Origin of the sequence: Hyalangium ruber (genome assembly GCF_034259325.1) — a bacterium.
GTDB lineage: Bacteria > Myxococcota > Myxococcia > Myxococcales > Myxococcaceae > Hyalangium_A > Hyalangium_A rubrum.
The window spans coordinates 96,163-107,948 of sequence record NZ_JAXIVS010000019.1 but is presented as its reverse complement, the minus strand read 5'-3'; the positions used below and the strand labels follow the sequence as shown (position 1 = coordinate 107,948).

The following is an 11,786-nucleotide window of genomic DNA, read 5'->3' as shown; positions in this document are numbered from 1 at the left end:
GTGCCAGATAAGCACTTCGAAAAGTTAGCGAGAACAAGGGGTTACATCATCCGCCATCCCCCTTCGGGGATCAACGTTCCGGATGCTCCAGAAAGCAGGTTCGGGGTGTTACGGGAGTTCCGATTTGGCCCCCGCTACAACCCCCCGTGCTCACTTGCCTGCTGTGCCCCGACGCTTGCGGTACTTCGCCGCCAGTTTCGCCTCCGGCTCCACGAACGTCAGTAGCAACCGGTGCAGGTCCGCCATGTGTCGCCGCACCGCCAACCGCTGAAACTGCGTCAGCTTCGGAATCACCGGCACGAACCGACTCATCAGCATCAGCCACTCGTCATGTCGCGGGTCCGGCGGTCTGGGATGCGGCCGCTCGGACGACGAGAGTCCCAGCAGCTGATCCGCCGACTCGCCCAGCTTCTCGCAGATGTCCGCCAGCCGCTCCACCCGGGGAAAGATGCCCCCACGCTCCAGGCGCCCGTACACCTCAGGCGAGATGTCGATCAACTCCGCCATCCGCTCCTGTGTGATGCCCTGCTGCATCCGCGCCCTGCGGATGTTCGCGCCGAGAGTCTTCTTAAGGGCCTTCGACCGCTCGCTGTCCATGACCTCTGCCCATCGTGAAAAGTCGGGGCCATAGGTAAGACGTAATGAGTTGGGTTCGCAAGGACATGCGAGGTCCGCATGAGAAGCCGACCACCCAGGTTAGAACTTTACCGGTTTCGTGCTTCCGTCCTACCTGTCAGGGATGTTAATCAGGTCGATTCCTGCTACTTCCGGCTCCGAGACTGGCGCGTACGCCGGGACATCACCGCCGATGGCCCCTTCTTCTTCATCAGGGTGATCAGCCGCTGCAGGTGAGCGAAGGTTTGCATCAACTCCTTGCGCTCCGCCTCCGTCAAGCGTGACTCCATCTGCAGGAAGAAGTGACGCATCACCGTCATCATCTCGTCGTAGGCCGGTGAGGTCGGCGCGGCCGGCGGATGACTCGGGCCAGCGGTGAAGCCCAGCATCTGATCAGGCGACACCCCAAGGATTCGGCACAGGAGGACCAGCCGCTCCAGCCGCGGCAGCACCTTCTTGCGCTCCATCCGTCCGAGCACCTCGGTCGACATCTCGACCATCTCGGCCAGGCGTGCCTGGGAGAGCCCGAGGCGCAGCCGCGCCTTTCGGATGTTGGCCCCGATGGCCTTCTTGAGGGTTTCGCTCAGCTCCTTGTCCATGGCCATCCTATGCCCACCGCGAAAAGTCGGTGGCGTTCATAGGACGTAGAGCGTTGTCCTCCAAGGACACCCGGGGTTGGGATGCACAAGGGACCGGTCAGGTCATAACCTTGTTGGTCTTCCCGTCATTTCCTACCCATCACGGGTGATTCTTGCTCGGAGACCCGGAGCTCAGCGCGCCTCGGCCTCGGCGTTCGCTCGGCCCACCGCCTCACCGTACGCCTTGACCTCCACCGCCGCCCGGAGCCGAGCTCCCGCCTTCACGGGCGCCACGGTCGCCTCCCAGCGCGTCTCGCTCTTGCGGACCAGGTTCGACACCGTCGAGCCCTCCAGCCCGCTCACCATCACGGCGCCATCCGCGATGGGCGGAGCGCCCGCCTCCGTGGGACGGGCGTTCACCTCCAGCTGGAACCGGTCTCCCTCGGGCCGCAGCGTCACCTCCGCGCTCACCGAAGGTTGGACCTCCACGCTTACCGGCCGGAGCACACCCACCGCGTCCACCGTGTGAATCCCCGGCGCCAGCATCACCGCCTCGGTGCCCACTGCCTTGCCCTTCACGCGCAGCGCCATGCCCGCCGCCGGGTCCACGGACAGCTTCACCTGCCCACGCCCCTTCACCCGCACCGGGTCCTGGGCTTCGCCGCGCTCCACCTTCACCGCCACCACCTCCACCTTGCGCGGCGCGGAGGGCATGCCCGGCAGCCCCAGCGCGTCCACCGCCTGCACCCGGGCGTAGTACCGACCCGGCGCCAATGCGGTCGTCTCGAAGGTGGCCGTCACCTCCGAGGTCGGAGCCGCCTGGGCCACCAAATCATTGAGCCCTTCATCCTTCGCCAGCACCGCGCGGTAGCTCACCGCCCCCGGCACGGGTTGCCACTTCAGGGGGTGGAACTGGGGCGTGCCACCGAGCGCCAGCAGCACCTCGCGCACTCCCGGGGTGCTCCAAGCCGGCGCGGGGAGGAGTGGACGCGGGGGCTCGGGCGCCTTGCCCTGCTCCACGCGCGTGCCGTTTCCGCCAGGGACCTCCACCCGCGCGCCCTTCGCAGAGACCTGCGCCTTGCCGTCGAACACCGCCACCCGGCTCATGCGCTGCTCATCCACGCTGACGAACACGTCCTGCCCGGTGGCCGCCACCTGTGCCGAGGGAGTCTCCAGCGGCAGGGACTCGCCCCGCAGCGCCGCCAGCCGCATGCGCAGGTCTCCTTGCACCAGCTCCACGCCGCCTGACTTGCGCTCCGGCTCCTTCGGGGTGGCCTGCGGCGCGCCGTAGATGACGACGAGCGCGTTCTCTCGCAGCTGCAGCTTCGAGGTGTCCTTCAGCGTCACCTCCGCTCCCGCGCCGCGCAGGGTGTTCACCTGGTAGAGCCGGTACAGCGCCTCGCCCTGGCGCCCTGGCTTCCACTGCGGCTCCTGTGGCGGACGCGTGTTGACGTCCGGCTTTACGTACGTGAGGTGAGCCTCCGGCTCGGGGCGGATGCGCAGGCGCATGCCCGGCACCAGCGGGGGGTGCGCGTTCTTCAAGGCATTGAGCGCGTGGAGCTGCCGGTACCCATCCGGCGTGCCCCACAGGCGCTGGCCGAGCAGCTGGCACGTGTCTCCCGGCTGCACGACGATGAAGTCCTCGCTCGGGCCCTCCGGCTCGGCCGCCCCCACCACGGTGGCCAGGAGCAGCAGTCCCAGCCCCAGGACGCGCTCAGCGGCGCGCCCGCAGGGCACGAGCCACCTTGCGAGAGAGGTCCACCGGATCCAGCGGAAGCGGGATGTAGTCATAGACTCCACCTTCAATGGCACGGGTCATCACCGTGAGGTCGTCCTCGCCGCACAGCAGCACCGGCGGCCCATGAGGACGTGAGGCCAGCTGGCGCGCCAGGGGCAGTGCATCACCTCCGGCCTCGGGGACGATGATCAGTGCGCGCACGTCGCCCACGGACACCCCTTCGACGCACGGCACGACGCGAAAGCCGGCCGCGGCGAGCGCCGTGCCGACTCCATGAGGATTGGCGAGGCCCCCCGCCTCCATCACTCCCACGGGAGCATCCGAGGGCACCTCGGTCTTCGAGGGCTGGGGCGCCGGCAGGGGGCGCTCCTTCTTCTTGCCCTCGCCTCGGGGCGCCTGGGCCAGGGAGATGGGAAGGGAGAGCGACTGGCGCAGCCGCAGCCGCATCACCTGGGCGTTGTCCGGGCGCTGCTCCTTCATCTTCGCCAGGCACTCGAGCACCAGCGTGTCCAGCGCCGGCGGGATGGAGAGATGGGGCCGCAGCTGCCGCAGGGGCGCGGGAGGGCGGTACAGGTGCCCGCTCATCACCTCCGCGACCGGCATCTCTCCGAAAGGCGGCTGCCCGATGAGGAGCTCGTGCAGCACGCACCCCAGAGCGTACAGGTCCGCGCGCCCGTCCAGCGGCTCTCCTCGGCACTGCTCAGGAGACATGTACCCCGGCGTGCCATGCACCATGCCCGAGACGGTGATGCGCTCCTGAGGCGAGCCGTCCACCAGCTGCGCCAAGCCGAAGTCCAGCACCTTCACGCGAGGGGCGGACAGCTCCCCGAGGAGCATCACGTTGCCGGGCTTGAGGTCCCGGTGGACGATGCCCAGCGCATGGGAGGCCTCGAGCACCTCCAGCACCTGCGCCACCACCTCCACCGCCAGCGGGATGGACAGCGGGCCCTCGCGGAAGGTGACCGTGTCCAGCGTCTCGCCTTGGAGTCGCTCCATGACGAGGAAGAGCTCTCCGGCCTCCTCGCCGAAGTCGTACACCTGGGCCGCTCCTGGATGCTGGAGCCGCGCCATCAGCCGGGCCTCGCGCTGGAAGCGCATCACCGCTCCCGGCGCGGTGGCGATGTGCGTGTGCAGCACCTTGACCGCCACCTGGCGGGACAGGCCCACGTGCTCCGCCTCGTACACCGTCCCCATCCCGCCCCGGCCCAGCACGCGCTGCAGGTGGTAGCGCCCGGCCAGGGTCCTCCCCAGTCGCGCATCGGGCTCGGTGCTCACGCGGCCACCTCGAACACCTGCGTGGTGGCGTTGCGGCCATGCAGCGCGCGCTCGCCCAGGTGGCGCAGCACCTCGGCCTCCTCGCCCAGCCGCTCCCGCGTCGCCGCGCTCACGAGGATCTGCCCCGGCTGCGCCATCGACTCCAACCGCGCCGCTACGTTCACCGCGTCGCCGATGACCGTGTACTCCATGCGCTTCTCACTGCCGAGGTTGCCCGCCACCACCGTGCCGGTGTGCAGCCCCATGGCCAGCTGAATCTCCACGCCCCACTTCTGCCGCCAGCGCCGGTTGCCCGTCTCCACCCAGCGACGGAGCTCCATCGCCGCCTCCACCGCCTGGCGTGCGTCGTCCGGGTGCGACTCGGGCGTGCCCCACACCGCCATTACGCTGTCGCCGATGAACTTGTCGATGATGCCGCCGCGCCGGTGGATGATCTCCGTGGCGAAGGTGAACAGCTCGTTGAGCAGCGCCACCACCGTCTCCGGCGGCAGCGACTCCGACAGGCGCGTGAAGCCGCACACGTCCGAGAAGAGCACCGTCACCTCGCGCCGCTCGCCTCCCAGCCGTAGCCGGCCCGGCTCCCGGGCGATGAGCTCCACCACGTCCGCGGACAGGTAGCGGCTCAGCGCCGTGCGCACCCGCGTCTGCTCCACCAACTCCTTCTCGGAGCTCTCCAGCGAGCGCGCCATCTCCCCGAGCGAGCGCCCCAGGTGCCCCAGCTCGTCCGCCCGCGTCTCCACCTCGCCCTCTACCTGGGTGAAGCTCCGCGCGGCGATGCTCCGCGTGGCGCGCACCAGCGCCTGAATGGGACGCGAGAGCTGCCGGGCCCCCAGCCAGGCGCCGACGAGCGCCACCAGCGCGCAGAGCCCCAGCGCCAGCCCCACCGAGAGCCGCATGTCCCGGAGCGTCTTGAAGGTGAGCGGCTGCGAGCGCTGCACCACGATGGCCCAGCCCACCTCGGGCACCGTCACCAGCGCGCCGAACATCGGCATCTCGGCCTCGAAGTCGGAGGCCGCCACGAAGTCCGAGTGGAAGGACACCTCCCGGCCAATTGCCGCGAAGAAGTCGGACTCCGCCAGCGAGGCGCCCAGCCGCGAGCGCGTCGGGTGCAGCACCACCCGCCGCTCCGCGTCCACCACGTACACGCCCTCCTCCAGGCCGTCCCACTCCGTGCTCAGCACCTGGAGCTGATCCACCAGGGGCTTCAGCCGCACGTGCGTCAGCAGGTAGGCCAGGGGCTTGCCCTCCACGCTCGCGCGCTGCAGCACGCGCAGGGAGGGAAGCTCTCCCGCCATCGTCAGCCCGAGGACCCGCAGGCCCTGCTCGGGTACCTCCGTGAGCAGCGCCGTCGGCAGCGTCGCGGGCGTGTCCGGCTCGGCGACGCCCCGCGCCTTCAGGGTGCCCAGGCGCTCACCCTCCAGGCTGTAGAACGACACGAAGTCCAGGCTGGTGGAGAACGCGAGCTGCGAGTCGGCCAGCTTCTCGCGCTCCTCCTGCGTGCCCACGTCGGGGGCGAGCATCAAGTAGCCGATGGCCGCGCTCTGCTGTCGGGCGCGCTCCAGCTCCTCCCGCAGGGCTCGGCGCACATCCAACGCGATGGAGAGGTGCAGCTCGCGCGCCGAGTGCAGCAGCGCCCCCTCGTTCACGTTCATCATCGCCAGCCCCAGCCCCACCAGCGGCGGCACCGCCACCGCGAGGATGAGCAGCAGCAGTCGGGCCGCCAGCGGCAGGCGAGTGGTCGCTACCGGCGCGGTAGGCGCGGGCTGAGGGGGAGGGGTCTGCACGGCGCAGCTCCAGCAGAGGCCGAGGGAGTGTCCGATAGTGCAATGAACCCACCCCATCCGCCAGCAAGGCGGGGGCCGTTCCCCTGCTGAAGGTGGGTTGCCCGCCTACTCCGCGAGCCTTCGGGCGGTGACTTCCAGGGCCTCGGCGGTGCGCGTCCACTGGGCTGACTGCGTGTCCAGGTGTCCCAGCAGCGGGGCGAAGAAGCGCGCCTCCAGGGCTTTGGCCAGCGTGGCGCCGTGGGCGTCCGCCCACTTCTGGGTGACGCGGGCGCGCACGTCCGCTCCCAGCAGGTCCACGAAGCGCTCCAGCAGCGGCGTGGACAGCAGCGTGCCGGCCCAGATGACGGCGTCATGCCCCATGCCGCCCGTGGCCACCGTCACCACCGCCGCCGCCCCCGAGGGCACCGAGTAGACGAGCGTGGTGAGCGCCTGGAGCAGCTCCTGGCGCATGCCGCCCTGCAGCTCCTCGCCCACCAGGCTCCGGCAGAAGGTGTAGAGGCTGTCGCGGTCCGCCGCGTGGGCATGGAGCGGCTCGAAGCCCAGCGGCTCCTCCAGCCGCGCCAGCGTGGGCGGGCCGAACGCCTCGGAGAGCTGCTCGCGCGTCGCCGCGTCTCCCCGCCACGCGGCCACCTCCGGCGCCATCAGGTCCACCAGCCGCCGCACCCCGTCACGCAGCGTCTCGTCCGTGGCGTGGAGCACCGGCGCCGCGGAGGGCTCCGCGCCCGTGAAGGACTGGGCCACCTTGCGCGAGACGAACGTCAGCGCCGTGGCCAGCGCCCGGAACGGCAGGCGCACGTAGCGGTGGAACGAGCTGCGCGCGTCCAGCTCGTCCCGGAAGGCATCCACCAGCACGTCCGCGGGCACGCCCTTGAGCGCCGCGCTCTTGCCCACCGCGAACAGCTCGTGGCGCAGCCGCTGGCGCAGTCGCTCCGGCTCGTGGGTGGCCTGTCGCGCCGCCCGGCCCAGCGTCTCCATCTCCGCGCGCGCATCCGCCAGGGAGGCGGCCAGCGCCCGGGCCTTCAGCTCGCGCACGTGCTCGGCCTCGCCCAGCAGCGCGGAGAGGGTGGGCTGTCCGTCCAGCGGCTGGGTGCTCAAGGGCCGCTGCCCGGCCTCCACCTCCGGCTGGTGCGGGGCGAGGTAGCGCGCCAGGGGCGGGTGGCCCACGTCGGAGGCCAGCTTGTCCAGGTGCCCGCGCGCCACCTCCTCGCGCGTGGCCTCGTTGTAGACGAGCAGGTACGGCCGCCCGCGCCCCACCCCCGCGCGCAGGAAGTCCACCAGCGCCGCGTTCTGGTACGTCTGCCGGCTCACCACGAAGACGAGCACGTCCACGGTGACGAGCAGCGCCTCGGTGCGCTCGCGGTTGTCGCGGTACACGCTGTCGAAGTCCGGCGTGTCCATCACCAGCAGCCCCTGGGGCACCGCCTCCGCCAGCACCAGGTAGAGGCGCCCGGACGGGCCCGGCTGGTCCACCGGCGCGCTGGAGCCCGTGGGCACCGGGACGACGTCATAGCGGCGGGTGAGGAAGTCGCGCAGCGAGCCCGTCCACGTCTCCGGGTGCGCGGCCGCCAGGCACTGCTTGGTCAGGCCTCCCTCGGGGCGCGCGGGAGACAGGGCCGCTCCCACCAGCGCGTTGAACAGGGTGGACTTGCCCACGTTGTTGGGCCCGGCGATGGCCACCAGCAGCAGCGGCGCATCTCCCCCCAGGCGGGGCAGCAAGTCCCGGCGCAGGCGCTCGGCGAGGCGGCGCGCGGTGTCCGCGTCCTCCGCGCCAGAGAAGCGCTCTGGCGCGGGCAGGACAGTGAGGGCCGACTCCAGGGCTGCGCGCAGCTCGGGCAGGGTGAGCATTCGATGACCGGAGAACACCACGCGCCGCACGCTCCGCCCAGTTCTTCCGCGCGTCCCTGTCCGCCGAGGACAGAGCCGCCTGGCGGCGCTATGGTGCCCGCCATGCGTACTCACGTTGCCAGCCTGCTCGTCGTGGGGCTCCTGGCCTGCACGGCCTCGCGCACGAATGCGCCCGAGGCGTCGGTTGCAGCCCAGGAGCAGGCCCCTCTGCCGTTCATCGAGGATGACTACGCCCGCGCGCTCGCGGAGGCGAAGGCGAAGGGGGTGCCCCTCTTCGTCGATACCTGGGCGCCGTGGTGACACACCTGCCGCTCGATGCGGGCCTACGTCTTCACGGACAAGGCGCTCGCGCGGCACGCCGGACGGTTCGTCTGGCTCGAACTCAACACGGATCTCGAAAAGAACGCCGTCTTCCAGGAGAAGTACCCGGTCGAGAGCTGGCCCACCTTCTTCATCATCGACCCGAGGGAGGAGAAGGCCCTCGTGCGCTTCGCGGGCAGCGCCACCGTGGCGCAGCTCGAGAAGCTCTTCGAGGATGGTGAGCGCGCCTATCTCGGCAAGGCCGAGGGCGCCGAGGCGGCATTGGCGTGGGGCGACTCGCTCTATGGCCAGGGCAAGCCAGCCGAGGCCGCCGAGGCCTTCAGCCGGGCGCTCGCCGAGGCTCCCGCGGACTGGTCCCGCCGGGGCCGCACGCTGGAGTCACTGCTGACGGCCCTCTGGGGCGCGAAGCAGACCGAGGCGTGCGCGCGCAAGGCGATGCAGGAGCTACCGCTCGTGCCCCGCTCTCCGTCCCTGGCCAATGCGACGACCATGGGGCTGATCTGCGCGCTCTCGCTTCCGCCGGACCACCCGGCGGGCAAGGAGCTGGTTCGCACGCTGGAGGCCAAGGCCGTCGAGGTGATGGCGCCTCCGCTCATCGACATGCCCGCGGATGACCGCTCCGGCCTGTACGAGGCGATGGTGGAGGCCCGGTCCGCCGCGGGGGATGCGGCGGGCTCGAAGGCGCTGGCGGAGCAGTGGCTCACGTTCCTCGAGGGCGAGGCGGCCAAGGCTCCCAACCCCGAGGCGCGCACCGTCTTCGACTCGCACCGCATGGTGGCGGCGCTCGCGCTGGAGGAGCCGATGCGCGTGGTCCCCGCCATCGAGCAGAGCGAGCGGGACCTGCCCCTCGACTACAACCCGCCGGCCCGGCTGGCCAACCTCTACCGGATGCTGGGCAGGCTGGATGAGGCGCTCGCCGCCAACGACCGGGCACTGGCGCGTGTCCAGGGAAGCCGACGGCTGAGAGTCCTCTCCGACCGGTCCGCCATTCAGGTGGCTCGCGGAGAGAAGGACGCGGCCGTGAAGACGCTCGAGGAGGCGATCGCCTACGGGAAGTCCCTGCCCGAGGCGCAGGTCTCGCAGCGCCAGCTCGATGCGCTCGTGAAGAAGCTCGCCGAGGTGAAGGCGAAGTAGGGCACCAGGCCGCGCCGCTCAGCCCGGCGGCGCGGCGGCGCGAGCGTCCAGGTCGAACAGCTCGTACGCCTCCACTGGCGCCTCGCGCATTCCGCCGTCCGTGAAGACGAGCACCGCCTCACCGGGCCCTGTTCTCGCTGGGGCGCCGTGGGCATAGGAGACCTGCGCGCCATCCGTGAGCAGGTGGCGCAGCATGCCCTCTCGCACCTCGCCCGGAAGGCGCAGCAACTGCCGGGTGCGCTTGTCCTTCGTATGGCCCACCACCTGGGTGAGCCCCAGCGGCAGCCGCCGGGGATCGAAGCGCCGGCGGGGAGTGCGGCGCGTGAGCTCCGCCTCCTCCGGGCTCAAACTCGGGCGCTGGTAGAAGATGCCCACGCCCTCGCTGGAGGCCGCGCTGCCCGGGTGGTGCAGCTTGGGGATGACGAGGCGGCCTCCCTTCCAGGCCTCCACCGCCGCATCCAGCGCCCCGTTGAGCGCCGCCGCCACCGTGGGTGCGTCCCCCTGGCTTCCTTCCGCGACACCCACCTCTCGCAGGTCCTCTCGCGTGACGCCCGCATGCAGCACGAGCAGCGAGGGCCCCGCCGCGTAGGCCACGCGCAGGCGCCGCTGCCGCAGCAGGTGCGTCACCCACGCGCGCTGCTCCTCCCGGAAGTTGCCGAAGTCACGAGAGACGAGCTCCACTGTGGGCACGTGCGGGTAGCGCTCGAGGAAGGCGTGCTCCTGCGCTTCGTCCGTGTCGTCTCCCGAGTACACGCGGTCCGCCTCCGCCTGAGCCTGGGCGAACGTGGCGTCGGTGAACTCCGCCATCTCTCCCACGCGCCCCAGGTCGTGGTTGCCGGCGAGGATGATGGCCTGATCCGCCGGGTGCGCCGCGAGCCACGCCACCAGCCGCAGGCAGCTTCGCGCCACCGCCTCCCGCTCCTCCCGGCCGCCCCAGTCGAAGTGGTCTCCCACCGAGACGAGCTGCACGTGTGGCAGCAGCCACCCATTCGCGCCGAGCAGCCCATGCCGGTCCAGGATGGCGAGGAAGCGGCCGAGGTCCGCCTGGGGATCGCCGATGGCCACCCTCCGCGTGCGCGGAACGGGGGGAGTCTGAGCGGGCTCGGAGTGGGGAGCGCCCGCCGCGCATCGGGCGGCGTTGTCCAATGCAGCCTGGATTCGAGGGGAGGTCACCCGCCCATCCTAGGCATGGCGCCAGCGCTCAGGGGCCCTGGAAGAACTTCGCGATGAGGGCCGAGCGGCTCTCCACCTGCGCCTTGCTCAACACGTGGGTGACGTGGACCTCCACCGTGCGCTCCGCGCAGCCCAGCCGCGCCGCGATGGTCTTGTTGCTGGCCCCCTGGACGATGTGCTCCATCACCTCGGCCTCGCGCGCGGTGAGCTCCCAGCGCTCGCTCAGCACGTGGAGTCGCGCGCTGGCCTGTGCCTCCGAGCTCCGGTCCACCAGCAGGTAGTGTGTGGAGAGCCCGGGCACCCGCAGCGGCGTGACGGAGGCATCCGTCACCCCCTGCTCGCCCCGCGCGTAGCGCCGCGTCACATCCGCCAGCGCTCGGGGACTGCGCTCCGCCCAGGCCTTGCCCGCGCTGTTGGCGTGTACCACCCGCCCCGTGGCGGTGAGCACGTAGGCCGGCTGCCCGAGCGCCTCCAACGCCGCCTCCAGCGCCGAGCCCAGCAGCCCTGCCTCTCGCAACCGCAACTCCACGCTCAGCCGGCGCTGCAGCGAGGGGATCAACTCCTGCAGCAGCCGCTGCTCGCGCGGCGTGAAGGGCTCGGAGCGCAGCGCTCCCACCCACGCCAGCAGCGCGGGGCCCTCGCACACCAGCGCGCGCACCTGGAACATGTGCTCCATGCCCAGGCGCCGGTACAGCGTCCCCGCCGCGGTGCTCACCCGCTGCCGGACCTGCGCCTCCTCCTCCGGGCCGATGCCCAGTCGCCTCCAGCCCTCCTGGGGCGCGTCAGGCAGCGGCGGCGCCTGCGACTCCACCTGCGCGTGGGGGCTGAAGTGCAGCGCCCGGTTGCGCTGGGCCGGCGCCGGACGCGCCGGATCGTAGTAACCCCAGGGGTTGGGTTGCTGGCGCAGAAACCCGTTCAACGTCTCCAGCAACTCCCCCTGCGGTTGGGGAAAGCCCACGCCGTGGCAGAAGCTGGCCACGTACTGCTCCGGGGCGACTTCTACCCCGTAGGACACCATCCGCTCGGCCCGAAGGCTCTCGCGAAAGGTGCCTAGCAGCCTCGGGAGCACCTCCTCCCCAGGCTCGAGCACCTCCAGTTGTCCCCGGAGGTCCGCCAGGAGGGCTCTATCCCTGGAATCCAATTGATTCACGATTTCCAAGTATAGCTCCTCCTGTGACACGCAGACGAGCCTTCGGAGGGTGCTCCCACGGCGGAGCGGCTTCCTCTGGGATTCGGAGGAAGTGCGCAAAATTGAACGAAGGGACGACCTAAGGGGTTCCCCCAATAGAAACTAATCGACCCCTCACGCGAAACTACTGTCTG

General features: G+C 70.8%; 10 protein-coding genes. 2 read left to right on the top strand and 8 right to left on the bottom strand.

Translation table 11 applies throughout. The features are described 5' to 3' along the window. Nucleotides 1-150: 150 nt before the first annotated feature. From SYV04_RS38490 to SYV04_RS38465, 6 genes are all read right to left on the bottom strand, one after another. A complete protein-coding gene (locus SYV04_RS38490) occupies nt 151-597 on the bottom strand; it encodes a helix-turn-helix domain-containing protein (protein ID WP_321551050.1) in 447 nt (148 codons plus the stop codon). A gap of 164 nt (nt 598-761) precedes the next feature. Beyond that, complete coding sequence (locus SYV04_RS38485; protein ID WP_321551049.1) at nt 762-1,220, bottom strand: helix-turn-helix domain-containing protein; 459 nt, start codon at nt 1,218-1,220, stop codon at nt 762-764. Between the two features lie 165 nt (nt 1,221-1,385). Beyond that, entirely contained in the window at nt 1,386-2,930 is a 1,545-nt protein-coding gene (locus tag SYV04_RS38480) for a FecR domain-containing protein (protein WP_321551048.1), read from the bottom strand. After that, nucleotides 2,908-4,206, bottom strand: coding sequence for a serine/threonine-protein kinase (locus SYV04_RS38475; protein WP_321551047.1), 1,299 nt, complete (start codon nt 4,204-4,206; stop codon nt 2,908-2,910). Before SYV04_RS38475 ends, SYV04_RS38480 begins: the two co-directional genes overlap by 23 nt. Next, entirely contained in the window at nt 4,203-5,990 is a 1,788-nt protein-coding gene (locus SYV04_RS38470) for an adenylate/guanylate cyclase domain-containing protein (RefSeq protein ID WP_321551046.1), read from the bottom strand. The genes SYV04_RS38475 and SYV04_RS38470 overlap by 4 nt, the downstream gene beginning before the upstream one ends. A gap of 105 nt (nt 5,991-6,095) precedes the next feature. After that, a complete protein-coding gene (locus SYV04_RS38465) occupies nt 6,096-7,835 on the bottom strand; it encodes a GTPase (protein ID WP_321551105.1) in 1,740 nt (579 codons plus the stop codon). 102 nt (nt 7,836-7,937) lie between these two features. On the opposite strand from SYV04_RS38465, the gene SYV04_RS38460 reads away from it, so the two are divergent. Further along, nucleotides 7,938-8,135: a hypothetical protein gene (locus SYV04_RS38460; RefSeq protein WP_321551045.1), complete on the top strand. Its 198-nt coding sequence runs from the start codon at nt 7,938-7,940 to the stop codon at nt 8,133-8,135. Between the two features lie 15 nt (nt 8,136-8,150). Continuing rightward, nucleotides 8,151-9,290 carry a thioredoxin family protein gene (locus tag SYV04_RS38455; RefSeq protein WP_321551044.1) on the top strand — a complete coding sequence of 380 codons (1,140 nt, stop codon included), beginning with the start codon at nt 8,151-8,153 and terminating at the stop codon, nt 9,288-9,290. Nucleotides 9,291-9,308: 18 nt separating this feature from the next. Here SYV04_RS38455 and SYV04_RS38450 read toward each other — a convergent pair whose 3' ends face one another. Further along, entirely contained in the window at nt 9,309-10,463 is a 1,155-nt protein-coding gene (locus SYV04_RS38450; RefSeq protein ID WP_321551043.1) for a metallophosphoesterase, read from the bottom strand. Between the two features lie 28 nt (nt 10,464-10,491). Beyond that, on the bottom strand, nt 10,492-11,613 hold the full coding sequence (locus SYV04_RS38445) for a LuxR C-terminal-related transcriptional regulator (RefSeq protein ID WP_321551042.1): 1,122 nt from the start codon (nt 11,611-11,613) through the stop codon (nt 10,492-10,494). Nucleotides 11,614-11,786: the final 173 nt, after the last annotated feature.